The organism is Paraburkholderia metrosideri (genome assembly GCF_904848625.1).
In the GTDB taxonomy this organism is placed as follows: Bacteria; Pseudomonadota; Gammaproteobacteria; order Burkholderiales; family Burkholderiaceae; genus Paraburkholderia; species Paraburkholderia metrosideri.
On sequence record NZ_CAJHCP010000001.1, the window covers coordinates 291,105 to 316,951 of the forward strand.

The window sequence follows — 25,847 nt, forward strand, 5'->3', positions numbered from 1 at the left end:
CGTATTCCGCAGCCGCTGAAAAATTCTTGAGCCCATGCAAAAGGGCCGCGCCTCGATCCGGCGCGGCCCTGCTTGTCCCATACGAAATCAGGCGACGTTCGACGCGCTCGTCATGAGTGTCTTGCCGGATACGATTCGCTACCGGTATCGCGGGCATCGCGCCATTCACGGTGAACCTTGCCGATGCGCGCGGCTTCCTGCGACGCGGCGCGCATCGAATGCAAACCTAACTGCCATTTGCGAAGCGCAAGCGCAACGCCGCCACGCGCGAAGATCTGCAACAACGCGCGCAGCAAGCCCGGTTCCGTGCGCTCGCCGATCAACGCAGAATAGGCGACGAATGCCCGTCGACCGGCAGGTGTCAGGTATTCGCACAGGATCAGTCGCAGATTGAACGATGCGTGGTAGAAGGCCGTGTCGTTGAAGGCTGAAGCGATGCGCGCATCGTCGTCGCTGCGTCGGGGCGGGAAGTGATCGACCCGTAGCGAAGGATCGTAAATCAGGGTCCAGCCGCGCCGTTGCACGTCCAGGCTGAACGCCATGTCGCAGTGAGCTTCAGCACCGCTGCCGCGCAAGCGCCGGTCGAACCGCAGCGCGCCGATCGCGGCGCGCCGGAACGCCATGTTCACGCCCTTGAGCACCTGAACGGCGCGGGCTTCACCGGAGCCGATCGCATGATTGCCGATCACGCGTCCATACCAGCTGACGAGTCCGACCTGCGGCTTCTGTGCCGGCGCCATGCCGTCGCGTTCATGCAGGACGTCGCGGCCGCCCAGGCCACCTAGCTCTGGCACGCTTTCAAAGGCGCGGGCAATGCGTGCGATCCAGTCCGGATGCGGAGCGGCGTCGTCTTCGGTAAAGCAGAGCACGTCGCCGCTCGCGCTTTCTATGCCGAGGTTGTACGCGGCCACCATGCCGGGTTTGCGCACGAGCACGACACAACGGCGCGGATCGGGACGGCTGGCTTCGCGGCTGCGCAGCCAGTCGAGCGTCGCGTAATCGTCGTGGCGTGCGATCACGATCACTTCGTCCGCGCGGCGCTGCTGCGCATCGAGCGCGGCGAGACAACGCGCGAGATCGGCGGTGCGTCGCCAGGTCGGCACGATCACGGAGACTCTCACGGTCGGTTCCCGTAGCGGCATGGTCAGAATGCGTTGCGTCCGATAAACCCTTTGAAGATCGTGATGAACACAATTTTCATATCGAACCAGAACGACCAGTTGTGGATATAGAACAGGTCGAATTTGACGCGTGCTTCCATCTTCTCGACCTTGTTGGTAGCGCCGCGATAGCCGTTCACCTGGGCCCAGCCGGTGATGCCCGGCTTGATCCGGTAGCGGTACATGTAGCCGTACACCTGATCCTTGTAAAGATCGTCGTGTTCGACCGCATGCGGACGTGGGCCGACCACTGACATTTGACCCAGCAGCACGTTCAGAAACTGCGGCAGTTCGTCGAGGCTCGTGCGACGCATGAAGCCGCCGAGTTTCGTCACGCGCGAATCGTTGCGCGAGGCCTGCGTGATCTGGCCGTGCGTTTCTTGATGCACGCTCATCGAACGGAATTTGTAGATGCCAAACGGCTGGCCGTCCACGCCTTTGCGCGTTTGCCGGAAAAACACCGGTCCCGGCGACGTGAGCTTGATGCCAATCGCGAGCACGACGAACACCGGGGCGAGGGCGAGCAGCGCGCACATCGCGAACAGGCGGTCGAAGATCAGCTTGGGCCACATCTGCGGCGACGAGAACGGCGTCGCGCTCAGGTTGAGTGTCGGCAGGCCGACCACGTCGACCAGCGTGTGATTGAACAGCGAGAGGCTGCGAATATCGGGAATGAAGCGCAGGTTCACGAAGTCATGTCGGAACGTGCGCGTGAAGCGGTAAATCGTATGTTCTTCTGACAACGGCAACGCGAGCCAGACTTCGTTCACGCGATCGTTGCGGACCTTGTCGGCGAACGCATCGAGATCGGTCAGCACCGGCAGGCGGTTAAGACGTGGGCCATAGCTCTGCGCGCCTTCAATGCTGGTGTCGAAAACGCACACTGGCTTAAAGCCGGCTTGCGGCGCATGTTCGAGATGGGCGAGCAGCGTGCGCGAAAAACCGGGCGCGCCGACAATCGCGACTGTGCGCGAATTCATCCCACGGCGCCGCACGCTGCGCAGTGCGACATGCACAATGCACTTGGCGACGACGATCAGCGCACCGGAGATCAGCGTGGAATAGCCGAACCACAGCCGCGACACCGCATCCATACGATGCAGCGTGAACGCCAGCACGAGGGCGGTGGCGACCACGACCATCCATGCGGCGGCGACTCGAGCCAGCATCGGCGCGAGTGCCTTGCCGCGCCACGTGTCGTAGACGCCAAAGCCTGGAAACAGCAGCAACACGAGCACGCAGTTAAACGCAATCAGAAGGCGCTCGGTATCCGACAACGCGATAGGCGGCGAAAAACGCATCCAGTGAGCGATCAGGCCTCCCGCAATCACGAAGAGTGCGTCGAGGCATCGCGCAGTATTCCTGAACATAGTTGAGTTTTATCCGGTAGTCGGACCAACGATGCTGTGCTTATTCGACAGTCTCGGCCTGACGCAGGCGCGGCAGAAGGCGGTCGAATTCGCGCTTGACGAGGCCGTAGCATTCGCATGCACGTGCTTCGAGGCCGGCGCGGTCGAGCACCTTGATGTGGCCGCGGCTGTGATGAATCAGGCCTTCGTCGTGCAACTTGCCGGCTGCTTCGGTAATGCCTTCGCGGCGCACGCCGAGCATGTCGGCGATCAGCTGCTGGGTCACGGTCAGATCGTTCGAGGCGACGCGATCCACTTCGATCAGCAGCCAGCGGCACAGCTGCTTGTTCAGCGCGTGGTGGCGATTGCACGCGGCCGTTTGCGCGACCTGAGTGAGAAGGGCGTGCATGTACAGCAGCATCAGGCGGCGCAGGAAGTCGGAGCGGCCGAATTGCTGCTTGAGCGCCTGTGCGCTCATCCGGTACGCGAAGCCGGCGCATTGCACCTGTACGCGGTTCGGCATGGTTTCGCCGCCGGTCAATACGGGAACGCCGGTCATGCCTTCACGGCCGACCGCGGCGATTTCGACCGAGCTGCCGTCTTCCATCGTCGAGAGCATCGAGATAATGGCGGTGGTCGGGAAATAGACGTGGTGAATACGTTGGCCGGAATCACACAGCAATTGCTCAGTGCGCAGGTGAACCAGTTCAAGATGAGGAGCTAGCGCTTGCCATTCATGGGACGGCAGTGCGCCGAGCAAATGGTTACCGTGCAGATCTGATTGAAGTGTCAACATGATCGGTCCTCGCGTGAAAGTCGCGGTGTGCGTGACTTTCTGATTTTTTGATCCGATGCCTGCATCCGCTGATAAACAGCGCGCTGCCTGGCGAGCAGCTAAAGGATGAACAGGACCGGCCCCGTATTGGCCTTGGTGCGTCGCCGCTTGTTTGTAAATGCCGTTTGCGATGACGCTGCGTTGCGCTCATCTATTAGCGAGGAGCGTGCCAACGACAGGGAAAACGAGCACTGGTGCGGCGCAGCGAACCAGGTCCGGGCTCCGCGCTAAGCGAAACGACGCTTTTTGTTTCATATTTGTACAACGACCGTTTGAATAGTCCGCGTTTCGCGGGGCATTTTTATCCGGCCTAAGTCCTTGACGGGATTGGCTTTGCCGCTGCTGGGCGGGGTCCTCGGGAGGGGCGAGAAGCGTTGCACTATGCCTTCAAAGCCTGTTTTAACGTGATGTCCGGGATGTGCCGGAATTGATTCAGATGTGTTCAGCCCGCTTCGTACGCTGCCGTACCGATCGTGTTTTTGCAGAGGAAAGAGTCGCGTCGAACCCAACAGTGATTCCGCAGACCAGACAGTTGATTCATATGACGCTGGTTCAGGCGCTCCAGTGGTCACGCGAGTAGAGCGCAGCAGACGGCAAGCAGCAGGAGTGGCGGATAACACCTTGGGCGCCGGTAGTTTGTTCACGATGCAAGCGTTGTTTCGTCAGTTCAAAAGGAGTGAGTGGATGCGCTCACAACGATGCATTAGTGAGAAACAGACGGTCTGTGACCGACTCGAAGACAGGTAAGCGGATCTAGACGCCAGCTTCCGACGAAACATCAGATCAGAGGCTTGGTAGTTGAAAACGGCCATACGTAGATGACCTGGATCGCGGACTGCGTTTTTTGTCCGAAGGTTCGCATGCAGCATTCACGACGGGTCGGTCATGAGCACTCGATGCTTTCAACCTTCAACAGGGAAGCCTGGCGTCATTCTCTGTCGTGCTAAATGGTCATGTGCAAGTGCAATGTCGCGGCACCGGCGGCGATTAAGTTACCGATATCGGCATCTTCTCTATAGTTGAATTTCGCCATCGGGAAGTCTTGCTTCGGAGCACGCTGTGCTCGCGTGCAAATGCAGAAAATGTATCGCACTCGAACACCCTGTCGCGGTTTGCGAAAAATGCGTTCGGGCGGGGCCTGTGACCGAGCAAAGAGCGCAGCGCAATTGCATGTGAGCAATGATGAGCGTGGACATCGGCTCGTCATAATCATGAGGTTCAAAGCTTGCACGATTCGACGATGGCAGAGCGGTGGATAGGCATCGAACCACGTCAGCGAAGAGTCGAGCGGCATCCGATTGGAGGTCTCACAGCAGGTTGCGAAGCTGGGCCCGCGCGCGAAATGTACCGGGAATGAAACGACGGCTTCGACATTTTCGAAGTAGGCCACCCGCTACGATTGATGTCGGTTCGCGCCGCGCTCATTGCCATTCGCCTACGTGATCGGCGTGTAGTGCTTTATCGCCACTAGTGGCGGTAATGAGCGCACGTCAATGGTTATGCCGCAAGATTCTCCGCAAGTGCGCTTCATCATCAGTAATGTCCGACTTATCGTTGAATTCATGTCGGCATCAACACCGCGGCTTTCATGAAACGCTCAATGGCCCCTTAAATAAAGGTGTTTTAAAGAAAATCGGACCGCTCGTTTTTCGTTTATCGACCCTCGCCATCACTTCTGTCGTCGATAAATCTCATACAGGTTTTATCAAACTCCAGCGTCAGTGCGAAAGCGCACGGAAACACGCGCGTCACAAGACGTACCGTGTAGCCATCACAACGGCCGGCATGTTGAGCCAGGCCATCGAGGGTGGCGTGTGCTTGTCCGCCGTGCTGAACTAAATTGACCGCTGGGGAACGTGATGAACTGGAAAACGCTGGAATTCGATCAGCTTTCGGCGCGTGAGTTGTATCTGATCTTGCGTGCGCGCAGCGCGGTGTTCGTGGTCGAACAGTCGCATGTCTGCCTCGACGCCGACGGCCGCGATGAAAACGCGCTGCACGTGTTCGCGGTGGAGGACATGGCGCGCCCGATGCCGATTCTTGCGTACGCACGTGTGCTGCCTGGCGATGCCGAAGATCCCGACATCACCATCGACAAAGTATTGACGAGTCCGCTGCGACGCGGCGACGGCACCGCCGAACTGCTGGTCGAACGCATCCTCGAGGCCATCGCGCAGCGTTGGCCCGGGCACGCCGCGCGCGTGAGTGCGCCGCTCGGCTTGCGCACCTTCTACGAGCAATTCGGTTTTCGCAAGACAGAAGGTCCGTACCTCGAACACGGTGTGCCGTTTATCGGCCTCACGCGTCAGGTGCGCGGCAGTCAACCGCGGTTTGGCGTATTGCGTCGCGCGCGTGAAGGCGCGTCACTAGTGAATACGTTTGAGTTGCTTTGAGTGCGGGCGCAGGTTAGCAGTACCTTGTTTTTGACGCAGGCCAGCGACGAACGCCATTCACTGTGCGTGCGATTTTTGTTGTCGTCGTGATTCTGCAAGTTCCCTGGGATGGACTCTGACGCACCCAGGCCAGCGGGTCGACTGTTTGATGACGACCCGCTCATTCGGCTTCGTCTGCTGGCCGTTTTTCCTGACGCCGCAAGTGCGGCGCTTCGCAGACTCGTCAACGATTCGTGTCGTCACCCATGTCGGATCACCGGGACATCGTCGCGCTCTTTGCCATGCGCAACATCAAACCGGATCGCGACGTCGGCACGTATCGGGCCACGACGAAACCTCCCACGCACTGCATGTGATTGTCTAACGACGCTGTCTGAACGGCGCGGGCAACCTGACATAGACCGGCCTATCAGGCAGTCTGGGTTCAGGCTGCCATCAAGGCGAGTAGATCGCCGCCAATATGGGAGACAGCGACGCCAGGTGGTTTCAATCTATCGTTCACCAATCGTTTGCCGTCTGCTGCTTTGACTGACTTTCGTGGATCGGAGGGGGGCATACGCGCGGTGTTTCGCGTCACCCCTACGACAGGAACAGACCAGATTGAACAGGGACTCGCTCATGAATCGCATCGTGGAACCAGGCAATCCGCTCGCTTCGGGCGCGGGCAATAACGAAACGCTCACGCGTCTATCCGTGCAGCCCGCGATTCTCGCGGGCGGCGCGAGTTCGCGGCTTTGGCCGCTGTCGCGCGAGCGCAATCCGAAACAGTTGATCGATCTGATGGGAGACGAATCGTTGCTCGAAGCCACGTTGCGTCGTCTCGATGCAGCGTTCGTCGTGGCGGCGCGCAGTGCGACAGCGTCCGGCATGGCGACTGCCGAGCCACTCGCGACGAGCACGCCGCTGGTGGTGTGCTGCGAGGACCTGCGCTTGCAGACGCTAGGCTGTCTCGAACAATGCGGACGTCGCGCGCGCATGGTGCTGGAACCGGCGTCGCGTAATACCGCTCCCGCGCTGACCGTCGCTGCGCTGGCCGCGCGCGCGGCAGCGGCGGAGGGCGACGACCCGATCCTCGTCGCTTTGCCGTCGGATCATCTGATCGTCGATCACGCGGCATTCGGTGCGGCGCTCGCCGAAGCGCTGGTACATGCAGCGCGCGGTGCGATCGTCTCGCTGGGTGTGCCGCCGCATCGTGCGGCGACGGGATACGGTTATATCCGTACAGGTATGGCGCTTGGCGCGCAGGGTGCGCGTGCAATCGATCGCTTTGTCGAGAAGCCCGACGCCGAACTCGCGGAACGTTATGTCGCGTCCGGCGAGTATTGGTGGAATAGCGGCATGTTCGTCGTGCGCGCGTCGGTGTGGCTGGCGGCGATCAAGTTGTGCCGCCCGGTGATTGCGGCGGCATGTGGGCAAGCCTTCGAGCACGCCACGGTAGATAGCGACGGCGCAGTGCATCTCGCGCGCGATTCGTTTGCCGCGTGCCCATCCGATTCGATCGACTACGCGGTGATGGAGCGTATCGGCACCGATGCGCGCCTGGCTGGCGTCGCGGTGCCGCTCGTCGCCGGATGGTCGGACGTGGGGGCGTGGGACTCGGTGTGGGACGCTTCGACCAAGGACGCCGATGGCAATGTCGCGCGAGGCCGCGTGGTGTTTGCCGGATCGACCGGCAGCTTCGCGCATTCGGAGGGGCGACTGGTGGCGTGCGTGGGCGTGAAGGGCGTGGTCGTGGTCGAGACCGCCGACGCGGTGCTGGTCGCCGCCAAAGACCGCGTGCAGGACGTCAAGGCGATTGTCAGCCGTCTGAAGGCGCAGCGTAGCGCTGAAGCACACGAGCATCGCAAGGTCTCGCGGCCATGGGGCTATTACGATTCGCTCGAACACGGGGAGCGCTTCCACGTGAAGCGCATTGTCGTCAAACCGGGCGGACGCCTTTCGTTGCAGATGCATCATCATCGCGCCGAGCACTGGATCGTGGTGCGCGGCACGGCTCTCGTCACGCGCGCCGACGAGCAGTTCCTGCTCTCGGAGAACCAGTCGACGTTCATTCCGCTTGGCGTCACGCACCGGCTCGAAAACCCGGGCAAAACACCGCTGGAATTGATCGAGGTGCAGTCGGGCACGTATCTCGGCGAAGACGACATCGTGCGCTTTGACGATCAGTATGGCCGCGACCAGCAAGCCAGCGACGCGGGCAACAGCGTTTCACGTTGACGCTTCATATTGACCGCTCGCATCGACGCTGCGCTCTCGCGCCTCCCACGGAAACGGACGCCGGTCCGGCAACGCTGGGGGCGCTTTCATTATCGTGATGCAGGGCGTTTTCGCGCTGTCCATCTCCCCATCTTTTCGACGAGCCTGGCAACACGAGAGCGACACGGATCAGACAATTCGTGCCGCTACGTGCGTATTCGCACGATGCAAATTTAGTAACGCAGGCACGCTTGAGACGCAAGCTTATGGCCCGTCAAAACATGCTGCGTTACATAGAAGAAACAATTCTCCAGAGGGATAACCCTGTCAGGAAGTATCCCACTGGCGCATCTGTTTTGAAGCTAGCAACGTATCGTAAAAGAACAGATCGACTGATAAAAAAACGACACGCAAGGGCCGCTTCATCAACAGGCTACGCGGGGGAAACACCGCTTCGGGGAGAGTGTCATGGAACAGGCAAATAAAGATCGATCGTTGGTGAGCAAAGTGATGGATGGGCTTGTCACCGGGATCGTCGAAGAGAAATACGGCGCCATCCTGCCACCGCAGGATGTGTTGTCAAAGGAGTTCGATGTCAGCCGCACCGTCATGCGCGAGGCGCTGTCGATGCTGCTCGCGCGCGACATGCTGGACGTGCGGCCGAAGATCGGCACGCGTATCAGGTCGATGAGCGACTGGCGCATGATCGACGAGGATGTCGTGAACTGGCGCTTTCGCGCGAAGCCTGATCCGCTGTTTCTGCGCGACGTGATCGAGTTTCGCATCCTGATCGAACCACGTGCATCGGCGCAGGCTGCTGCGCGCGGCAGCGCCGCGGACATCGCCGCGATTCGGGAGGCGTTCGAAGCGTTTCGCGCAATCCGCCCGGGCGATCCCGGTTATCAGGAGGCCGATGAACTGTTCCACACCCGCATCGTCGTGGCGAGTGGCAATCAGTTTTTCAAGCAGATGGCGGCGATCATTCGCGGCGCGTTGTCGACCACCAATCCGATCGTTACCGACAAGGATGGCTTGTGGGAAACCGCGGTGAATTCGCATCGGCGAGTGGTGGAAGCGATCGAACGGCGCGATCCGAAGGAAGCGGAAATCGCGTCGCTCGCGATGATCGACTACACGGCGGAAGAAGTGGGCGGCGCGTTATCCGCCGAGCCGCCTTCGCACGGCTAGAGGTGCGGCTGTGGTCGCATCGTGTGATTGGCGAGACTGTGCATGAAGAACGGCGTGAGCCCGTGTCCGCGCATTGACGTGCGGCATGCGCGACAATAGCGCCTGTTCTGAACTGCATGGACTCGAAGACACGATGACAATCGCAACACAGGAAAACCCGTCGGATCGCGTGATCCGCTGGGGGATCGTCGGCACCGGACGGATTGCCCGCCGCTTTGCTCAAGGCCTCGCTTATGTGCCGCACGCGCAACTCACCGCGCTGTGGTCGCGTCGCGTGGAACCGGCCAAAGCGTTCGCCGAAGAATTTGGCGCCGGCACCTGTGAGGTCTGCGCCGATTTCGACGCGCTGCTCGCCAGCGGCATCGACGCGCTGTATATCGCCACCGTTCAGGACAGTCACGCCGACTACGCAGTCGCCGCGTTGCAGGCCGGTTTGCACGTGTTGTGCGAAAAACCCGCCACTATCAATACGCCGCAACTCGAACGGGTACTCGACACCGCGCGTGCGTCGCAACGGCTGTTCATGGAAGCGATGAAGCCGCCGTTTTATCCGCTGTACAAAAAATTGCGCGAGCATCTGGCCGGCGAGCCGATCGGCGATGTCGGACTGGTGCGCGCGGGTTGTTCGGTGCCGGGTGTGCCGGATGATCATCCGTCTCTGTCGTTCGAGCATGCGGGCGGCGCGCTGCTCGATATCGGCGTCTACGAAATGTTCCTCGCGGTGGACTGGCTCGGCGCACCGCTCGACGTGCAGACGCTCGGCCGGCTCGGTGCGACCGGCGTCGATACATTTGCGAGTCTGAATAGCCAGCATGAACGCGGTATCGCGCAGTTGTTCTGCGGACTCGATCTGCACGGCAAGGGCGACGCGCTGCTGATGGCCCCCCATGGCCACGTGACGATTCACGAGCCGTGGTGGAATCCGTCGCGCGCAACGATCCGTTATAAAGACGGGCATACGGTCGAACTCGACGAGCCGTTCGAAGGCGGCGGTCTGAACTACGAGACCGCGCACTTCTGCGAACTGATTCGCGCGGGGCAGGTGGAAAGCCCGGTCATGCCGCATCACAAATCGTTGCAGATGATCGCCATGGCCGATGCCGCGCGCGCGGCGCTGGGGCTCAAATTCGCGGGTGAGTGAGCGGCGCCGCGGTTGCGCTCTGGCGGTCGTTCAGTACCGCCGCAGTGATACGATTTGCGCGGGCACGGGAATGCGCAGTCAGGCGTCCGTGCTTGCCGCTTTCGAACACATTCCGTTGGAACTGGAGTCGCTTGCCATGCGCATAGCTGGAAAATTGTGGCGCGAGAGTAAAAGCCTCATCGCGTTTATCTTTCTGATGGTGCTGTTTCGCAGCGCCGTCGCCGACTGGAACGTCGTACCGAGCGGTTCGATGCTGCCGACCATCCGCGAAGGCGACCGGATTGTCGTCGACAAGATGGCTTACGACCTGCGTGTGCCGCTGACCCATATCACCATCGCGCATCTGCACGACCCGCAGCGCGGCGATATCGTCACGATCGATTCGTCGGCCGCGCATGAGCTGCTCGTCAAACGGCTGATCGGTTTGCCAGGCGACAGCGTGGCGATGCGTGACAACGTGCTGGTTGTGAATGGCGTGCGCGCCGATTATCAGCCGCTCAAACTGAAGCCGCTACCGGGCGACGCCGCGTCTCCCGGCGATTATCTGACCGAACGCTTTGACGGCGTCGCGCACACTGTGCGGCTTTCGGTCGATGCGCCGAGCTCACGCGATTCGTTCGGTCCGGTCACGGTGCCCGCCGGCGAGTATCTGATGTTGGGCGACAACCGCGATAACAGCGCCGATTCGCGCTATTTCGGTTTCTTTCCGCGTAACGAGTTGATGGGCCGCACGCGTCACGTCGCGTTCTCGCTCGACCCGGATCACTATTACAAGCCGCGTTTCGAGCGCTTTGGCGCGGCGCTGGATGGGGCGTCGAAGGTGGCGAGCCGCTAGCTCTGAGGGGCGTCGGTGCTGCCTGATGCAGCCTGGCGTCGTTCAGTGCCGCGACGGCAGCGCAAGCCGTCGCTCATACCAGCGCTGCGCCCATTCCAGCACCTGACACAACACCCAGTACACGGCGGCCGCCGCCAGATAAAGCGGCAGCGGTTGATACGTCGATGCGATGATTTCCTGCGCGCTGCGCAGCAGTTCGGTCACGGTAATCACCGACACGAGCGAGGTGTCCTTGATCAGGCTGATAAGACTGTTCGACAGACTAGGCACTGCAATGCGCAGCGCTTGCGGTGCGATCACGTAGCGCAGCGTCTGACGGCGCGACAGCCCCAGGCTGTACGCGGCCAGCCATTGACCGTCGTGAATTCCGAGAATCGCGCCGCGCATGCTCTCCGACAGATATGCCGCGACATTCGCCGACAGCGCGATGACGCCGGCGGGCGTGGGATCGAGCGAGATGCCGAAACTCGGCAAGCCGTAATAAATCACGAAAATCTGCACCAGCAGCGGCGTGCCGCGCATCACGCTGACATAGATGCGCGCGAGCCAGTTCAGCGGACGGCTGTGGCTGACACCCATCAACGCGAGCACAGCCCCGGCGATCAGGCCGAAGATCATCGACAGGATCGCGAACTTGACCGTCAGGAGGGCGCCCTGTGCGAGCACAGGAAGCGATTGGACGAGCAGGGAGGTGATAGACATGAGCGGTGGTCGGGTTGGCGCACGAAGCGCACATCATAAACTTTGGCGGGGAATTGGGGATCAGGTGCGCGTGCACGGGGCCGGCGTGAGGTGCGCACTAGCTGCGCCGCTGCCAGGCGCGCGGCGACATCCTGATGGTAACGCCCGGTCGGCGTTTTAAAAGCACAAAGGGCGGCATCGTACACGATGCCGCCCTTTGCTTCATCCCGCGTGTCTTACTGGATCGGCTTGCTGACGTCGATACCGAACCACTTGTCCGAGATCTTCGCGAACGTGCCGTCGGCTTCGAGTTGAGCCATTGCGTCGGAGATCGCCTTGGCGAACTTCGGATTGCCCTTCTTGAACGGAATGCCCGACGGGTTGCCCGGGCCGACGTTCGAGCCGGTGCGCAGCGGCAACTGCGAGTTCTTCAGCAGGTACGCGAGCATCAGACGGTCGTTGAGCGCCGCGTCCAGACGGCCGGCGGCCAGATCGCGCAGATATTCAGGCGCGCCCGGGTACGTCTTCACATCGATGCCCGGCACCGACTTGGCCATGTCCATGTAGTTCGTGCCCAGACCGACGCCGAGCTTCTTGCCCTTCAGGTCGTCGAGCGTCTTGAACTCGCGCGTGTCGTCCTTGCGCTGGATCAACTGCGCGGCCGAGTACGTGTAAGCCGGCGAGAAATCGAGCGCCTGCTTGCGCGCATCCGTAATGCCGACCTGGTTGACGATCACGTCGAACTTGCCAGCCTGCAGACCGGCAATGATGCCGCTCCACTCGGTCGTGACGAATTCCGGCTTCACGCCGAGCTTCGCCGCGACGGCTTTGGCGATGTCGACGTCATAGCCGACCAGTTCGCCCGACGGCGATTTCGAGTTGAACGGCGGGAAGGTGCCCTCCAGGCCGATGCGCAGCGTGCCGCGTTGCTTGACCTGGTCGAGCAGGTCGTCGGCGTGCGCGGTGACGGCAGTGAACGACGCGCCGATCAGACCGGCGACGAGAATCTTTTTCAGCAGGCCAAATTTCATCGTGTTCCTTGGTTGTTCGACTGGCGTTTTAACGGACGAAAGCATAGCAAAGCAGGCTATCGAAACGTAAATACCGTTTGTTTATGTCTATATTCCATGCGGGCCGCATAAGTCTCGTCGACCAGGCCGCCCGCGTTGCTGCCGCTCAGCGCAGCGCCTGCGCACATTCGGCGACCAGCGCCGGTCCGCGGTAGATGAACCCAGTATAGAGTTGCACCAGCGCCGCGCCGGCTGCCAGCTTGGCGCGCGCATCGTCGCCGGAGAAAATTCCGCCGACACCGATGATCGGCACCGTCTCGCCCACTTCCGCGCGCAGCTTGCGGATCACTTCGTTCGACGCGTCGAATACCGGCTTGCCCGACAGGCCGCCAGCTTCGTCGCCGTGCTGCATGCCGGTGACGGCGGTGCGCGACAGCGTCGTGTTGGTGGCGATCACGCCTTCGAATTGATGGCGCAGCAGGGTGTCGGCGATCGACTTGATCTGTTCGTCGTCGAGATCCGGCGCGATTTTCAGCGCGAGCGGCACCAGCTTGCCGTGCAGGTCGGCGAGGCGTTGCTGCTTGTCCTTGAGCGCTGCCAGCAGCGCGTCCAGTTCGCCCGCGCCTTGCAACTGACGCAGATTCTTCGTATTCGGCGACGAAATGTTGACCGTCACGTAGCTCGCGAACGGGTACACGCGTTCGAGGCAGTACAGATAGTCTTCGGCGGCGCGTTCGATCGGCGTGTCGGCGTTCTTGCCGATGTTCAGTCCGAGCGTGCCGCGATAGCGCGCGGCCTGCACGTTCTTCACGAACTGGTCGACCCCGGCGTTGTTAAAACCCATCCGGTTGATGATGCCGCCCGCCTGCGGCAGACGGAACATGCGTGGACGCGGGTTGCCCGGCTGCGCGCGCGGCGTGACCGTGCCGACTTCGATAAAGCCGAAGCCGAGCGCGGCCAGCCCGTCGATGCAGGCGCCGTCTTTATCGAGGCCCGCGGCGAGCCCGACCGGATTGCGGAACGTCAGCCCCATCACGGTACGCGGCGCATCCGGCACGCGTGGCGCAAACGCGCCCGCGAGGCCGGTGCGGCCGGCGGCGCCGAGCATGCGCAAGGTGAGGTGGTGAGCGTCTTCCGCGTCCATGCGAAAGAGTTGGGCGCGTACGAGCGGATAGAGGGAACTGAACACGGGACGAAGCCGGGCGGCCGAAAAATGGGAACCCGTCATTTTACCGGCTTTGGCGCGTTAATGAGACGGAGTGGTGGGGCGCGGGTGGATTTGGGCTGAGCGATGGGGATGGCTGGGTGGTCGAGGTGGAGGCGAGGGGCGGCTTGTTGCTGCGGAAGGGGCTGCAGTTGGGTTGCGGTTGCGGGCTTGTGCCGTTGCTACCTTGAGGTTCCTGGTTCCTGGTTCCTGGTTCCTGGTTCTTGGTTCCAGCGAAGCGTGCTGGAGGTTTTTTAGGGCACTGACTCGTGGCGAGGGGCGCCGCAGCTTTGCAAGGCGAGATGAAGGCAACGGGTGGTGCCAACCGCCAACCGCCAACCGCCGCCCATCCCCTTGGGAAACCCGCCAAGCCGAAACCCGCCAAGCCGAAACCCGCCCCTACGGCTTAAGCGGCCCACGCCGTCCATGAATCGCCAGATCGACCGGCGGCAGGTCCACTCCGGCCGGGTCCAGCACCCGCCACGCTCCGTCGATCAAACCTTCCAGCGGCCGGAAATTCGCCTTATACGCCATCTTCGGACTCTCGCGAATCCAGTAGCCGAGATAGACGTAAGGCAGCTTCAGGCTGCGCGCCTGTTCGATCTGCCAGTAAATGTTGTACGTGCCGAAGCTGGTTTGCTCGAGCCCGGGCTCGAAGAACGTATAAACCGACGACAACCCGTCGCCGAGAATATCGATCATGCTGATCATGCGCAGAATGCCCGGCGCGTCCGGCCGATCGGGTAATGGCTCACGGAATTCGACCAGCCGGGAATTGATCCGGCTTTGCAGCAGGAACTGCTCGTACTGGTCGCGGCTGTCGCGGTCCATGCCGCCGCCCGCATGCCGCGCCGACTGATAACGCATGTACAGCGCGTAATGTTCCTCGTCGTAATGGAGCGGCGCGACCGTCGCAATCAGTTCGCCATGCTTTTTCCAGACCCGGCGCTGCGTGCGGTTCGGCTCGAACTGCTCGACCGGCACTCGCACCGGCACGCATGCCCGGCAACCGTCGCAATACGGACGGTAGGTGAATACGCCCGAGCGCCGGAAGCCCGCCTTGACGAGATCGGTGTAGACGTCGGAGTTGATCAGATGACTGGGGGTGGCGACCTGCGAGCGCGCGATGCGCCCGTCCAGATAACTGCAGGGATAGGGCGCCGTTGCATAAAATTGCAGCGCTGAAAGCGGGGAAAGAGGCAGCTCGTTAGGATGAGTCACGTTGGCAGCTCTCGAAGCATCTCTGGTAATGCAAACCCGGCGCCATGCGATCTGAAACTCGCGGCTCGTGACCCGCGGCCCGTAGACGGCGGATCCGGATTCGGCCTGATTCTTCCTACGCCGCCCGCGTGACGACCTCGAGCAACGCGGTCTTGTCGAAGCGCCATGGAATAGACGGTGCACCGACAGACGCGCGAACATGCGCGACGAACGCCTTGCGTGCTATCTCGCGACCGCCTAGCGATGCCAGATGCGACGTGTTCTGCTGGCAGTCTATCATTTCTATTTTGTGACGTCGCAGGTGTCCGACAAGCGCGGCCAGAGCCATTTTCGACGCATCGGTGACCTCCGCGAACATCGATTCGCCGAAGAACATTGTGCCGAACGACACGCCGTATAAGCCGCCCACGCGCCTGCCTTCGAACCAGGTTTCGATGCTGTGCGCATCGCCCACCCGATGCAGCGACGAATACGCTTCGATCACGTCGGCGGTGATCCACGTGCCGCGCTGTCCATGTCGCGGTGCCTGCGCACAGGCGCGCATCACGGCGGCAAAATTATCGTCGACGCGAATTTCCCACGCGTCGTCGCGCAGCACGCGCTTGAGCGTTTTACGCAGTGACGGTGACACCTTGAACTCGGCGGGGCGCAGGATCATGCGTGGATCGGGGCTCCACCACAGCACCGGTTGTCCGTCCGAATACCAGGGGAAAATGCCGCGCCGGTAAGCATCGATCAAACGTGACGGCAGCAGGTCCGCGCTGGCCGCGAGCAGGCCGGGTGCGCCGCTGGACGCGCCAAGTGCGCGTTCAACGGACGGGAACGGATCGTCAGCACCGAGCCAGGGGACCATGCGCGACGCTCAACCTTCGCGCAGCGAGCGGAAAATGTCGCCCGTGTGCAGGCCGAAACTGCCGGCAGAGCGGTCGGCGAAGAAGAACCGCAAGGTCTGGCCGACCGTGGGGAACGCGATCTCGTCCCACGGAATTTCGTGCTCCTCGAAGAGCTTCACTTCGAGACTTTCCTCGCCGGCGGCAATGTCGAGATCGAGCAGGCGCGCCATGTAAAACAGATGAACCTGATGCACGTGCGGCACGTTCAGCAGAGAGAACAGGCTCTGTACTTCGACGCGCGCGCCGGCTTCTTCCAGCGTTTCGCGCGAGGCGGCCTCGGCGGTCGTTTCACCCATTTCCATGAAGCCTGCGGGGAGCGTCCAGTAGCCATAGCGCGGTTCGATCGCGCGACGGCACAGCAGCACCTTGTTGTCCCACACCGGGACGGTGCCGACCACGTTGCGCGGATTTTGATAATGCACCGTGCCGCAACTGCCGCAGACGAAGCGCTCGCGGTTGTCGCCCGGTGGAATGCTCAGACTGACTCCGTGACCGCAGACAGAACAGAATTTCATAGGAGGGGGACGAGAAAGAGTGATGGGAGTTTATCACTGGCCCGGGCTTTTTCTGAGGTCGGGCTGAGGTGGATGGCGCAACGCGATCCCCTGGCGCGGCGAATTCCGCAACCCACGTCGCACTGCAAGCAGCCGCGAGAAGGTGGGATGTCTATTCGGAGTCCGGATATTTGGCGCACGCGATCACGCTGCGGACACAGAGATCGAGTCGAAGCCAGCGTCCGTTGATGCGCGGCGTCCGCGAGATGCCGGCCAGCTCGCGTGAATCGCGTGGCCGTCGGATAGGGCAAGGGAAGGGCGTGAGAAAGGTGTGACTCGTCGAAGTGACTTTCATGTTGCGCATCAACACAAGCGACAGCACAAACAAAAAAAGCTTGCCGAATTGGCAAGCTTTCAATGTTTTTCGACGTCTCGAACCAAAAGTGATACTTGGTTGCGGGGGTAGGATTTGAACCTACGACCTTCGGGTTATGAGCCCGACGAGCTGCCAGACTGCTCCACCCCGCGTCCGTCGAAGAAAAGATTATAGAACAATGTATATGCCAATGCAATAGCTAATTAAGAACGGGCTTCAATTGACGCTTGCGCCGACCGCCGCGTAACGACACGACGTGTCATGCGGACGCCTTCGCGAAGTCGCTGCATGTATCGACACGTGTCGTATGCCCGAAAGGTTGCGTCATACGCTGCGCTAGAATCCAGATTCTGTTCGCGGTTCGCCACGCCTGCAGGCTCTCATGCTCCCAGGCACCAAGGCGAGCGCCTCAACTCCTACCTTGCTCTGAATTCCATGGATATCGCACACGATCTGCAGGTGATTGCCGCTCAGGAACACACGCTGGTGTTTCCTCAATTCGACGCCGACCGCGCGTGGCAAATCGGCGCGTACTTGCACGAAGTCGCGAAGGCGCGCGGCATCGCGGCGGCCATCGACGTGCGTACTTTCGGTCAGCCGTTGTTCTTCAGTTCGCTCGGCGGCGCGACCCCGGACAACGTCGATTGGGCTCGCCGCAAAGGCAACACGGTCGCGCATTTCCGCCGCAGTTCGTACGCGATCGGCCTGAAAATGCAACAGGCTGGCAGCACGCTCGCCGACAAACACGGTTTAGCCGCCACGGAATACGCGTCGCATGGCGGCGCATTTCCGCTGACGGTGGCAAGCGCTGGCGTCATCGGTTCGATCACGGTGTCCGGACTGCCGCAACGTGCCGATCACGAACTCGTCGTCGAGGCGCTGTGCGCGCATCTCGGCCACGACTACAGCAAGCTCGCCCTTGCGAAGGCCTGAGGCGATGCGGCTGCCTCCTTATGCCTTGCTCGGGATCGCTATCGTCGCCGAAGTGATTGCGACTTCGGCGATGCGCGCGTCGGAAGGATTCTCGCGGCTGTGGCCGTCGGCGATCGTGGTGGCTGGCTACGGCGTGGCGTTTTACTGCCTGTCGCTCACGCTCAGGAGCATTCCGGTCGGCATCGTGTACGCGGTGTGGTCCGGCGCGGGGATCGTACTGATCACGCTGGTCGCGTTGCTGTTGTACCGGCAGGTGCCCGATGTGCCGGCCATCATCGGACTCGGGCTCATCATTGCCGGCGTCGCGGTGCTGAACATTTTTTCGAAGATGCAGGCGCATTGACGCCGTGAAGCATGACCGCGACAGCTGGCCTCAGGCGCGCGTCTCGTGCTTTCCCGTGCTTATTTGCAGCGCACGATCATCGAGCGGTTTTTCACGTTGGCCGAGACAACGTTGGTGATGCTGCCGCCCGTCACACCGCTTTCGTCGTCTTTCGACACGATGTCGTAGCCGGTCGCGCCGCATACCTTGCCCGCCTGCACGTAGCAGGAAGCCCAACTGGAAGCGGCGTCCGCGCCGCTGCAGTTCACTGCAAAACCGGTCTGGCCGTTCGGCAGATTGATCAGCGAAGTCGTGTTCGACGACGCACAGCCCGCCAGACCCGCACCCATCAGAACGACGGCCGGCAGCGTCGCGCGCCGAACCAAGGCAAGCGCGGCGCTGGGCTGGATACGATGGAATAGGCCGGTGCGGCGCGGTTGCGTCATGAAATGCATTGTGATGTTCCTTTCAGATTGAAAATCGGGCCTGCCGCCGACCCCCCGCGTCTGTGCTGGAAGTCAGGGCGTTTCGATCGTGATGCCCGCCGCGCCGATCAACCGGCGGCTTTCAGCGCCTTCTTCGGTGGCGGCGTCTTCCCAGATGCTGATGGCTTTCGGAACGTCGATGCCGTGGCTTTCGGCGTACGCGAACCATTTGTTTGCCGCATCGGGCTCGGGCAGTTCGTGGCTCTGCAGAAAATATTTTCCCATATTGCGCTCGCTGGACTCGAAAAGGCGGTTTGTGGGCAGCACGGATCGTGCCGACGACGGGTTCGACCGGTACCGGCAGAACAAGTGCGATTCAATCGATGCAAGTGGGATTGCGCAGAACTTATTGGTGGATGACGCGCCTTACTTATCGATTGCGGGTTTATCGCGTTGTCGGGCGCGCTTGACGGCGCGGTGCGCTCGACAGGTCTGGATGCAAGCGTGAGCTTGCCGGGCAGGCGGGTCTGCGGACTCGTCTGCGACGCGTATCGAATCACGCGCGCAGGTTGGCCGAGGTCGACGCTGCGCCCGTCCATCAATTGCAACGAGGAGAAAGAATATGGCTGAACGGGTCAGCGGTCCCTATCGCGGCTATTACATCAGTGCCGCCGCGCGTCTCGTGCCGGCGGTCGAGACCTCGGCTGCGGGTGAGAGTGCGAAGGGCGGTACTTACGTCGGATCGGTGAGCCTCGCCGAACTGGGTCCGGACGACCCGCATCGAATGGAAACATTGCTCGAGCTTGGCGGTGAGCAACGCTTCGGCAGCGAAGAGGAAGCGCTGGTTTTCGTCGAACAGGCGGCGCGCAATTACATCGACCGCTTGCTGGGAGCTAATTGATGGTGGCACGCAATAGCGAACCCGGTGCGACCGGAAGCGAAGCGGAAGAGTTCGGCACCCACACGCGTGACCGCAACGACGTTCGCGAACAAGCCGCGGTAGCGACCCCCACAAACCTCCGCGACAATCTCCGCGCGACACGCGACACAACCGCTCAAGACCGCGGCTTCCATAACACTGACAAAAGCCCCGCCGCAGGCTGGACCGCCGTCCAGCCCCGCGAGTACCATAGCGGGGTCGACGGCGGCCGGCTGTTTCTGGCAGGCGCCGCTCTCATGCCGGAACCTTCTGATGAGGCGACCATGGAAATTCGCTTCCCCGCGGAAGCGCCTGCTTACCGCGGCTCCAATCTGACCGTTGTCTTTGCCGCGCTGGTAGATGGCGAAACGGTGCCATGCGCGATCTCGGTCGAAGCGCTGGAAGATCACTTTGGTGCCTATTCCGAAGATCTCGAAGGCTGGATGCGCGCCTTCGACGCCGGCCGTCCCCGCATCGAGGCCGTTGCGCGCGAACATCTGCAGATCAGCAACGGCACGCCGGTATTGCTCAAGAGCGGCCACTTCCCGCCCGGAAACGTCGCGGACTAGTCAGATCCTGCCGCGCAGATCGTGACGTTTGCAGCGGACATCCCACCGACCGAATAGTGCTCTCAGGCAAGCCGCCAGCAAGCGGGTGCTGCCGTTATTCAGCGTGCAGCCCGTTGCTCACTTTGCGTGGCGTGCCGATGCGGCGGCGCGGGCGGCATCGAACGAATGCCGGATTCCCTCTTCATACGACGTCTTTGCGATCGGCCCGATCAGCCTGGTCAACGCGGAGTCGTCGAGCACGAGCGGTTCGGTCATCAGATAGTTCATCTCCACCAGTTCGCGCATCAACGGATTGAACAGGCCGAGCACCCGCAGCATGGATTTGCCGGCGACTATCAGTTTCGGCTCGCGGCCCGCCAGCGTGTAGGCCTGTCGTGCGACTTCACGTTGCGTAATCGTGCCCGTGCCGGCAAGGTGCCACCAGCGGCCATAAACCTCGGGCGTGCGCGTAAGCGTTTCGACCACGGGCCCGACGTCCGGCAGATAGATGAATTCGTGCGGGACATCCACCGGGCCGACCACCTGCGCCCGTTTGCCCGTCGCGGCGCCGTCGAACACGCCGTTCAGCAGGCTGCGCTCGATGCACGGACCGTAGAAATCGGGCAGGCGCAGCACCAGCGTTGAAAGACCATTCTGGCCATGGGCGGCCAGCACCAGGTTTTCCTGCGCGAGCCGCATTTGTCCTTTGAACGTATGCGGCTCCCGTGGATGCCCCTCGCTCACCGGATTGATACGCGCCCGGCCATACGGATACACCGTTCCAATCAGAATGAAGCGTTCGACGCCTGCCGCCTTGACGCCGGCCAGCGTTCTCTCCACCAGCGGCGGATGTTTGGCGAACTGGTCGTAAGGCACGCCGACGAGGTAGATCACGGTTTGCAAACCGGCTGCAGCGGCGCGAATCGAAGCAGGGTCGTCAGGGTTCCACGTGACGATTTCCGCGTGCGGATCGTGACCGAAAGCCTTCTCGAGCGGCTCCCGCGTGCGGCCGACCACCCGGTAGTCCCGTCCCGCTTCGTTCAATGCCGCCGCGATGCTTTGTCCCGCTGCGCCCGCCGCGCCGAATAAACCAACCTTTCCCGTGGCTTGCATGACAACTCCTCCAAGGTGGCGCGGCAACGCGCGCGGATGCATCTGACTGCATCGAATTGATGATTGAGAATTTACTGAACGCCGTTCACTAAACAGCGTTCAGTTTAATTTGACTTTTCAGTTTGTCAAACTGAAAATGCCTGTCATGGGAATCGCTGAAAGAAAAAGCCGTCAGAAACATGCGCTGCGCGAACGCATCCTCGATGCCGCGCGGCGCATCGTAATGCGCGAAGGTTTCGCTGCGCTGTCCATGCGCAAGATTGCCGACGCCATTGAATATTCGCCCGCCACGCTGTATCTGCATTTTGCGAGCCGCGATGAGATCGCGCACGCGTTGTGCGAAGAGGGCTTTGCGCAATTGCTGAAGACGTTCGAGCCGCTCGTGGCAATCGCCGATCCGGCAGAGCGGCTCAAGGCGTTCGGGCGCGCCTACGTGGCGTTCGGAGTGACGTATCCGCAGACGTATCGGTTGATCTTCATGGAAGATCCGAGCTACACGGGGGCGGCGTTTGGCGGAGCGGGGAAAGCAAGGGCGCTTGCAGACGACGCGTCCGGTCGGAGCGGTGAAGACGATGTGCCGCCGCCCGCAGCGACTACCGCCTCCGATCCTGGCGCGAACGGTCAGGCGGCCAACCCGCCACTAGCAGCCGATGACGACGCCGGCACGGCGTCGCTGCTCATCATGATCGCCGCGCTCGAAGAACTGAAAGCCGCGGGGCGCCTGCCTGCATCGACGGATGCCGCTGTGTGGGCCGAGGCTTTCTGGGCGACCATGCACGGTATCGTTGCACTTCACCTCACCTGTCCGGTGTTCCCGGTCGCCCCGCTCGACACGGTGGTGGACGTTTCGCTCGACGCCTGGCTGGGGGCGGCCTCGACGGCGCCGCGGCTCGCACGTCAAACGGCTAAACGGGCCGCACGACTGAAGGGCGGCGCGGCTGCTGTGGAAGCAGGCGGCGAGGATTAACCGGCCCGTGCGCCGATAGCGTCGTTGCCGGGTCAGAGTGGGTCAGAGCGGGGCAGAGCGGGGCAGACGGTGCAGCAAACGACGCAGCAGGAACCAGCCGCCACCAGACGCCGCCCCGCAACCCTGCCCGAACCGCAAATCCGTCCTCGCGTGATAACGTTCAGTTTCACCTTATCTCGCGCCGGTGCGCGTCGTTCTCCATGTCCATTTCCGTCTCGCCCGCTGTCAGCGACGAAGTCGCGACGTACATCGCCAACCGCATCGGTTTCATCGAGCTGGAACGGCCGAAGGCGCTCAACGCGCTGTCAACCGGCATGATCCGCGCGATCCACGCTGCGCTCGACCAGTGGCGCGAAAATCCCGACGTGCTGGCCGTCGTGATCCGTAGTCGGCATCCGCGCGCGTTCTGTGCGGGCGGCGATATCCGTTTCCTGTACGAGTCGGCGCAACGTGGCGAAAACGAAGCACGCGACACGTTCTTCACCGAGGAATACCGCCTCAATCACCTGATCTTCACGTATCCCAAGCCGTATATCGCGTTGATGAACGGCGTCGTGATGGGAGGCGGCATGGGTATTTCGCAGGGCGCGCATCGCACCGGCGGTCTGCGCGTCGTGACTCAATCGACCAAAATGGCGATGCCCGAAACGCGTATCGGCCTATTCCCCGATGTCGGAGCAAGCTGGTTTCTGGCCCGCACGCCGGGCGCGATCGGGCGCTATCTGGCGGTGACCGGAGAGACGATCGGCGCGGCGGATGCGCTCTACGCCGGTCTCGCCGACGTCTATATCGACGATGCCGCGTTGCCCGCGCTCGTCGACACCTTGCGCAGCGAACTGTTCGAACGGGGCGCAGACGTGGTGGCCTGTGTCGAGCGCGAGGCGCTCGCTTATCAGGTCGAGCCGAAGCCCGACGCTGCGCCGCTCGCGAACGCACGCGCGTTGATCGACCGGCATTTTGCGTTGCCCGATCTCGCGCGCATTCTCGCGTCGCTCGAACAGGAGCGCGATCGCAACGGCGATGCCGCTGGATGGGCCGAACAGACGATTGGCGTGCTACGCGAACGCTCGCCGCTGTCGATGGCGGTCTCGCTGCAAGTGGTGACGCGCGCCGAGGGGTCGATGGCCGAGGTGCTGCGCGGCGATCTCGATCTGACGCGGTCGAGCTTTCTTATGGGCGATTCGATCGAAGGCATTCGGGCGCGCATCATCGACAAGGACAACGCGCCACGCTGGCGCTTTGCGCGCATTGAAGACGTGAGCGCCGTGGACGTCGACAGGATGTTCGAAAGCCCGTGGGCCGCCGGCGAACATCCGCTGCGCGATCTGCGGGGGTAACCAGCCAGCGAAAAAAAAGCGGGCGGCCATGTTTCGATTGCCGCCCGCCCGCCCGCCCGCCCGCCCGCCTGACCTTGCAACCCGCCAGCCGCCGAACCTTCAGGCGGCAAGTCGTGCCAGCGCGTTATTCCTCGTCCTCACTCGCCATGAACGCGCGCATGAACACCAATGCGCCCCAGCCCCACATTGCGTTTGCCGCGAAACCCACCGCCAGCCGCGGCAGCATATTGCCGCTCGGCCAGATACCGCGCAGCGGATCGACCACGAACACGCTCGCCGCCGTCAGCACGATTCCGCCAAACACAAAGGCCGGCACCCACGGCGCGCGGCGATGCGGCGCGACGCGCAGCAGCCATGCCATCAGTACCGCCCAGAACGCGCTCCAGATCGCGTTCGCGATGAACTCAGGCAAGCCGAGCGGTAAAAACGGCGCAGTGGAAAATCCGGTTGGGTCGATCAGGCCGGCAGCGTGCATCAGCGCCAGCGTCGATTCATGGAAGAACAGGGAAGCCAGAAAGCCGGCAACGAAAGGCAGAATGAGTTTTTGCATGCATTGCACCGCCAGGGTACAGGCGGCGTGCTTCGCGTGGCCTGCACCGGGTTATTGGAAACGAGCGCCATTATATATAGGGGTCCCTCGTTTTCCGCGTGCTTAAAGCGCAACACCCGTATGCTTTAGCGTCGGGCTAATCACGAAAGTGGAAAACCTAAGCTAAAAAAAATCGTTCAAAAGGCGCGGCCCGATCCATAGACTGCTTCTTCATACAGACGGCAATCGTTGCCGTCGTCCGTTGAGTCGAGCGCGTGACGCGCCCGTTTGGTCGAGGGAAGCCGTTGTGATGTCCTGCCTGATGCCGATCTTCACCCGCCGTATCTGCCGTATCCCGCATACGGAACGCTTGCGCCGCGGTTCGCGCTGTCGCCAGTAAGCCGCGTCAACACCGCTCAGAGCTTGGTCCTTTTTTGCGCAGCATCGCCCGGCCGCTGTCAATGGCCGGCTGGATGCGCGTGGCCGGCGTGTGCGCAGGCGCTTCGCGCACCGTCTCCATTCAATCCAGTTTCGAATTAGCAGGAGCAGCACATGAATGTGTTCTGGTTCATTCCGACTCACGGCGATAGCCGCTATCTCGGCACCTCCCGCGGCGCACGCGCAGCCGATAGTGACTACTTCAACCAGATCGCGGTCGCCGCCGATACGCTCGGCTATGACGGCGTGCTGTTGCCCACGGGCCGTTCGTGTGAAGACGCGTGGGTGGTCGCGTCGAGTCTGATCGCCGCGACCAAACGGCTGAAATTCCTGGTGGCGGTTCGGCCGGGTCTGTCGTCGCCGGGTCTGGCTGCGCGGATGGCGTCGACCTTCGACCGTCTGTCGAATGGACGCCTGTTGATCAACGTGGTGACCGGCGGCGACGTGGTCGAACTGGAAGGCGACGGCCTGTTCGTCGATCACGACACGCGCTACGAAATCACCGACGAGTTCCTGCACATCTGGCGCAAGCTGCTGAGCGCATCGCATAAGAAAGAATCGATCGACTTCAACGGCAAGCATCTGGTTTCGAAAGGCGGCAAGGTGTTGTATCCGCCGGTGCAGAACCCGCATCCGCCGTTGTGGTTCGGCGGCTCGTCGCCGGCTGCGCACGAACTGGCGGGCGAACATATCGATACCTATCTGACGTGGGGCGAGCCGCCCGAAGCGGTGGCGGCAAAGATCGCCGACGTGCGCGCGCGGGCCGCAGCGCATGGCCGCGAGATCAAGTTCGGGATTCGCTTTCACGTGATCGTCCGCGAGACCGAAGAGGAAGCGTGGGCCGCGGCTGACAAACTGATCAGCCGCCTCACGGACGAAACTGTCTCGCGTGCGCAGACCTCGTTCTCGAAGATGGACTCCGAAGGACAGCGCCGCATGGCCGCGTTGCATGGCGGCAAGATCGGCAGCCGTGAAGAACTGGAGGTCTATCCGAACGTGTGGGCCGGTGTGGGCCTCGTGCGCGGCGGCGCGGGCACGGCGCTGGTCGGCAGCCCCGAGCAGGTGGTCGAGCGGATGAACGAGTACGCCGCACTCGGCGTGGACACCTTCATTCTGTCCGGCTATCCGCATCTCGAAGAGTCGTATCGCTTCGCCGAACTCGTGTTCCCGCTGTTGGACCGCAAAGTCAAGGTTTCGAACGGACCGTTGTCGGGACCGTTCGGCGAAATCATCGGCAATCACCATGTGCCGGAAGCGGTGAGCGCGAGCTGAACGTATAGCGCTGAAAGTCGCGGTGGGTTTAAACGGACCCGGCCGACTTTAGGCAAGCAATGAGGAAC

General features: G+C 61.9%; 26 protein-coding genes and 1 tRNA gene. 13 read left to right on the forward strand and 14 right to left on the reverse strand.

Annotation, left to right across the window (positions count from 1 at the left end; genetic code table 11):
- Positions 1–110: 110 nt before the first annotated feature.
- Genes LMG28727_RS01195 through LMG28727_RS01205 form a run of 3 tightly spaced genes read right to left on the reverse strand, consistent with a single transcriptional unit; the run spans position 111 to position 3,305 of the window.
- Positions 111–1,142 (reverse strand): glycosyltransferase family 2 protein, encoded by a 1,032-nt coding sequence (locus tag LMG28727_RS01195; protein ID WP_201640490.1) that lies wholly within the window; start codon positions 1,140–1,142, stop codon positions 111–113.
- A 2-nt stretch (positions 1,143–1,144) separates the two neighbouring features.
- Positions 1,145–2,530 carry an undecaprenyl-phosphate glucose phosphotransferase gene (locus tag LMG28727_RS01200; RefSeq protein WP_201640491.1) on the reverse strand — a complete coding sequence of 462 codons (1,386 nt, stop codon included), beginning with the start codon at positions 2,528–2,530 and terminating at the stop codon, positions 1,145–1,147.
- Between the two features lie 40 nt (positions 2,531–2,570).
- Positions 2,571–3,305, reverse strand: coding sequence for a Crp/Fnr family transcriptional regulator (locus tag LMG28727_RS01205; RefSeq protein WP_201640492.1), 735 nt, complete (start codon positions 3,303–3,305; stop codon positions 2,571–2,573).
- Between the two features lie 1,518 nt (positions 3,306–4,823).
- On the opposite strand from LMG28727_RS01205, the gene LMG28727_RS01210 reads away from it, so the two are divergent.
- The 6 genes from LMG28727_RS01210 to lepB all read left to right on the forward strand — a co-directional run bounded on the left by LMG28727_RS01210 (position 4,824) and on the right by lepB (position 11,097).
- Positions 4,824–5,183, forward strand: a complete 360-nt coding sequence (locus tag LMG28727_RS01210; RefSeq protein ID WP_201640493.1) for a hypothetical protein — start codon at positions 4,824–4,826, stop codon at positions 5,181–5,183.
- Positions 5,184–5,203: 20 nt separating this feature from the next.
- Positions 5,204–5,737 (forward strand): GNAT family N-acetyltransferase, encoded by a 534-nt coding sequence (locus LMG28727_RS01215; RefSeq protein WP_201640494.1) that lies wholly within the window; start codon positions 5,204–5,206, stop codon positions 5,735–5,737.
- A 618-nt stretch (positions 5,738–6,355) separates the two neighbouring features.
- Entirely contained in the window at positions 6,356–7,954 is a 1,599-nt protein-coding gene (locus LMG28727_RS01220; protein ID WP_201640495.1) for a mannose-1-phosphate guanylyltransferase/mannose-6-phosphate isomerase, read from the forward strand.
- A gap of 447 nt (positions 7,955–8,401) precedes the next feature.
- Positions 8,402–9,121 carry a FadR/GntR family transcriptional regulator gene (locus LMG28727_RS01225; RefSeq protein ID WP_201640496.1) on the forward strand — a complete coding sequence of 240 codons (720 nt, stop codon included), beginning with the start codon at positions 8,402–8,404 and terminating at the stop codon, positions 9,119–9,121.
- Positions 9,122–9,254: 133 nt separating this feature from the next.
- Positions 9,255–10,262: a Gfo/Idh/MocA family protein gene (locus LMG28727_RS01230; protein WP_236591555.1), complete on the forward strand. Its 1,008-nt coding sequence runs from the start codon at positions 9,255–9,257 to the stop codon at positions 10,260–10,262.
- Positions 10,263–10,398: 136 nt separating this feature from the next.
- Positions 10,399–11,097: a signal peptidase I gene (gene lepB / locus LMG28727_RS01235; RefSeq protein WP_201640498.1), complete on the forward strand. Its 699-nt coding sequence runs from the start codon at positions 10,399–10,401 to the stop codon at positions 11,095–11,097.
- 42 nt (positions 11,098–11,139) lie between these two features.
- Here lepB and LMG28727_RS01240 read toward each other — a convergent pair whose 3' ends face one another.
- From LMG28727_RS01240 to LMG28727_RS01270, 7 genes are all read right to left on the reverse strand, one after another.
- Complete coding sequence (locus LMG28727_RS01240; protein ID WP_201640499.1) at positions 11,140–11,799, reverse strand: amino acid ABC transporter permease; 660 nt, start codon at positions 11,797–11,799, stop codon at positions 11,140–11,142.
- A 215-nt stretch (positions 11,800–12,014) separates the two neighbouring features.
- Positions 12,015–12,809 carry a cystine ABC transporter substrate-binding protein gene (locus LMG28727_RS01245; RefSeq protein ID WP_201640500.1) on the reverse strand — a complete coding sequence of 265 codons (795 nt, stop codon included), beginning with the start codon at positions 12,807–12,809 and terminating at the stop codon, positions 12,015–12,017.
- A gap of 145 nt (positions 12,810–12,954) precedes the next feature.
- The gene (locus LMG28727_RS01250; RefSeq protein ID WP_201640501.1) at positions 12,955–14,016 is read right to left on the reverse strand and encodes a quinone-dependent dihydroorotate dehydrogenase; all 1,062 of its coding nucleotides are present in this window, start codon (positions 14,014–14,016) and stop codon (positions 12,955–12,957) included.
- Between the two features lie 375 nt (positions 14,017–14,391).
- Positions 14,392–15,213 (reverse strand): arginyltransferase, encoded by an 822-nt coding sequence (locus tag LMG28727_RS01255; RefSeq protein ID WP_201640502.1) that lies wholly within the window; start codon positions 15,211–15,213, stop codon positions 14,392–14,394.
- 115 nt (positions 15,214–15,328) lie between these two features.
- Positions 15,329–16,066: a leucyl/phenylalanyl-tRNA--protein transferase gene (aat, locus tag LMG28727_RS01260; protein ID WP_201640503.1), complete on the reverse strand. Its 738-nt coding sequence runs from the start codon at positions 16,064–16,066 to the stop codon at positions 15,329–15,331.
- A 9-nt stretch (positions 16,067–16,075) separates the two neighbouring features.
- A complete protein-coding gene (locus tag LMG28727_RS01265; protein WP_201640504.1) occupies positions 16,076–16,621 on the reverse strand; it encodes an NUDIX hydrolase in 546 nt (181 codons plus the stop codon).
- Positions 16,622–17,051: 430 nt separating this feature from the next.
- Positions 17,052–17,128: transfer RNA gene (locus tag LMG28727_RS01270), tRNA-Met, on the reverse strand.
- A gap of 283 nt (positions 17,129–17,411) precedes the next feature.
- On the opposite strand from LMG28727_RS01270, the gene LMG28727_RS01275 reads away from it, so the two are divergent.
- Entirely contained in the window at positions 17,412–17,909 is a 498-nt protein-coding gene (locus LMG28727_RS01275) for a heme-degrading domain-containing protein (RefSeq protein WP_201640505.1), read from the forward strand.
- Positions 17,910–17,919: 10 nt separating this feature from the next.
- Positions 17,920–18,252: an SMR family transporter gene (locus tag LMG28727_RS01280; protein ID WP_407945819.1), complete on the forward strand. Its 333-nt coding sequence runs from the start codon at positions 17,920–17,922 to the stop codon at positions 18,250–18,252.
- Positions 18,253–18,311: 59 nt separating this feature from the next.
- Here the strand turns inward: LMG28727_RS01280 and LMG28727_RS01285 are convergent, their stop codons facing one another.
- Both LMG28727_RS01285 and LMG28727_RS01290 read right to left on the reverse strand, forming a co-directional pair.
- Positions 18,312–18,686 (reverse strand): hypothetical protein, encoded by a 375-nt coding sequence (locus LMG28727_RS01285; protein ID WP_201640507.1) that lies wholly within the window; start codon positions 18,684–18,686, stop codon positions 18,312–18,314.
- Positions 18,687–18,749: 63 nt separating this feature from the next.
- Entirely contained in the window at positions 18,750–18,941 is a 192-nt protein-coding gene (locus LMG28727_RS01290; protein ID WP_201640508.1) for a hypothetical protein, read from the reverse strand.
- 337 nt (positions 18,942–19,278) lie between these two features.
- On the opposite strand from LMG28727_RS01290, the gene LMG28727_RS01295 reads away from it, so the two are divergent.
- Both LMG28727_RS01295 and LMG28727_RS33950 read left to right on the forward strand, forming a co-directional pair.
- The gene (locus tag LMG28727_RS01295) at positions 19,279–19,557 is read left to right on the forward strand and encodes a hypothetical protein (RefSeq protein WP_201640509.1); all 279 of its coding nucleotides are present in this window, start codon (positions 19,279–19,281) and stop codon (positions 19,555–19,557) included.
- Entirely contained in the window at positions 19,557–20,144 is a 588-nt protein-coding gene (locus LMG28727_RS33950) for a DUF1488 family protein (protein WP_236591556.1), read from the forward strand. Before LMG28727_RS01295 ends, LMG28727_RS33950 begins: the two co-directional genes overlap by 1 nt.
- A 117-nt stretch (positions 20,145–20,261) precedes the next feature.
- On the opposite strand, the gene LMG28727_RS01305 is transcribed toward LMG28727_RS33950, so the two are convergent.
- Entirely contained in the window at positions 20,262–21,236 is a 975-nt protein-coding gene (locus LMG28727_RS01305; RefSeq protein WP_201640510.1) for an NAD-dependent epimerase/dehydratase family protein, read from the reverse strand.
- A gap of 145 nt (positions 21,237–21,381) precedes the next feature.
- On the opposite strand from LMG28727_RS01305, the gene LMG28727_RS01310 reads away from it, so the two are divergent.
- Both LMG28727_RS01310 and LMG28727_RS01315 read left to right on the forward strand, forming a co-directional pair.
- On the forward strand, positions 21,382–22,203 hold the full coding sequence (locus LMG28727_RS01310; RefSeq protein WP_201640511.1) for a TetR/AcrR family transcriptional regulator: 822 nt from the start codon (positions 21,382–21,384) through the stop codon (positions 22,201–22,203).
- 200 nt (positions 22,204–22,403) lie between these two features.
- A complete protein-coding gene (locus LMG28727_RS01315; protein ID WP_201640512.1) occupies positions 22,404–23,540 on the forward strand; it encodes an enoyl-CoA hydratase/isomerase family protein in 1,137 nt (378 codons plus the stop codon).
- Between the two features lie 124 nt (positions 23,541–23,664).
- Here LMG28727_RS01315 and LMG28727_RS01320 read toward each other — a convergent pair whose 3' ends face one another.
- On the reverse strand, positions 23,665–24,090 hold the full coding sequence (locus LMG28727_RS01320; protein WP_201640513.1) for a hypothetical protein: 426 nt from the start codon (positions 24,088–24,090) through the stop codon (positions 23,665–23,667).
- A 531-nt stretch (positions 24,091–24,621) separates the two neighbouring features.
- Here LMG28727_RS01320 and ssuD point away from each other — a divergent pair.
- Positions 24,622–25,779 carry an FMNH2-dependent alkanesulfonate monooxygenase gene (gene ssuD / locus LMG28727_RS01325; RefSeq protein ID WP_201640514.1) on the forward strand — a complete coding sequence of 386 codons (1,158 nt, stop codon included), beginning with the start codon at positions 24,622–24,624 and terminating at the stop codon, positions 25,777–25,779.
- Positions 25,780–25,847 lie beyond the last annotated feature (68 nt).

Bases quoted from the DNA above. Each gene is read 5' to 3' on its own strand.
- LMG28727_RS01310 (WP_201640511.1), top strand. From the start codon at position 21,382: ATGGGAATCGCTGAAAGAAAAAGCCGTCAGAAACATGCGCTGCGCGAA.
- LMG28727_RS01215 (WP_201640494.1), top strand. From the start codon at position 5,204: ATGAACTGGAAAACGCTGGAATTCGATCAGCTTTCGGCGCGTGAGTTG.
- LMG28727_RS01240 (WP_201640499.1), bottom strand. From the start codon at position 11,799: ATGTCTATCACCTCCCTGCTCGTCCAATCGCTTCCTGTGCTCGCACAG.
- LMG28727_RS01285 (WP_201640507.1), bottom strand. From the start codon at position 18,686: ATGCATTTCATGACGCAACCGCGCCGCACCGGCCTATTCCATCGTATC.
- aat (WP_201640503.1), bottom strand. From the start codon at position 16,066: ATGGTCCCCTGGCTCGGTGCTGACGATCCGTTCCCGTCCGTTGAACGC.
- LMG28727_RS01290 (WP_201640508.1), bottom strand. From the start codon at position 18,941: ATGGGAAAATATTTTCTGCAGAGCCACGAACTGCCCGAGCCCGATGCG.
- LMG28727_RS01315 (WP_201640512.1), top strand. From the start codon at position 22,404: ATGTCCATTTCCGTCTCGCCCGCTGTCAGCGACGAAGTCGCGACGTAC.
- LMG28727_RS01265 (WP_201640504.1), bottom strand. From the start codon at position 16,621: ATGAAATTCTGTTCTGTCTGCGGTCACGGAGTCAGTCTGAGCATTCCA.
- lepB (WP_201640498.1), top strand. From the start codon at position 10,399: ATGCGCATAGCTGGAAAATTGTGGCGCGAGAGTAAAAGCCTCATCGCG.
- LMG28727_RS01305 (WP_201640510.1), bottom strand. From the start codon at position 21,236: ATGCAAGCCACGGGAAAGGTTGGTTTATTCGGCGCGGCGGGCGCAGCG.
- LMG28727_RS01295 (WP_201640509.1), top strand. From the start codon at position 19,279: ATGGCTGAACGGGTCAGCGGTCCCTATCGCGGCTATTACATCAGTGCC.
- LMG28727_RS01320 (WP_201640513.1), bottom strand. From the start codon at position 24,090: ATGCAAAAACTCATTCTGCCTTTCGTTGCCGGCTTTCTGGCTTCCCTG.
- LMG28727_RS01245 (WP_201640500.1), bottom strand. From the start codon at position 12,809: ATGAAATTTGGCCTGCTGAAAAAGATTCTCGTCGCCGGTCTGATCGGC.
- ssuD (WP_201640514.1), top strand. From the start codon at position 24,622: ATGAATGTGTTCTGGTTCATTCCGACTCACGGCGATAGCCGCTATCTC.
- LMG28727_RS01210 (WP_201640493.1), top strand. From the start codon at position 4,824: ATGAGCGCACGTCAATGGTTATGCCGCAAGATTCTCCGCAAGTGCGCT.
- LMG28727_RS33950 (WP_236591556.1), top strand. From the start codon at position 19,557: ATGGTGGCACGCAATAGCGAACCCGGTGCGACCGGAAGCGAAGCGGAA.
- LMG28727_RS01250 (WP_201640501.1), bottom strand. From the start codon at position 14,016: ATGACGGGTTCCCATTTTTCGGCCGCCCGGCTTCGTCCCGTGTTCAGT.
- LMG28727_RS01200 (WP_201640491.1), bottom strand. From the start codon at position 2,530: ATGTTCAGGAATACTGCGCGATGCCTCGACGCACTCTTCGTGATTGCG.
- LMG28727_RS01205 (WP_201640492.1), bottom strand. From the start codon at position 3,305: ATGTTGACACTTCAATCAGATCTGCACGGTAACCATTTGCTCGGCGCA.
- LMG28727_RS01230 (WP_236591555.1), top strand. From the start codon at position 9,255: ATGACAATCGCAACACAGGAAAACCCGTCGGATCGCGTGATCCGCTGG.
- LMG28727_RS01275 (WP_201640505.1), top strand. From the start codon at position 17,412: ATGGATATCGCACACGATCTGCAGGTGATTGCCGCTCAGGAACACACG.
- LMG28727_RS01220 (WP_201640495.1), top strand. From the start codon at position 6,356: ATGAATCGCATCGTGGAACCAGGCAATCCGCTCGCTTCGGGCGCGGGC.
- LMG28727_RS01225 (WP_201640496.1), top strand. From the start codon at position 8,402: ATGGAACAGGCAAATAAAGATCGATCGTTGGTGAGCAAAGTGATGGAT.
- LMG28727_RS01195 (WP_201640490.1), bottom strand. From the start codon at position 1,142: ATGCCGCTACGGGAACCGACCGTGAGAGTCTCCGTGATCGTGCCGACC.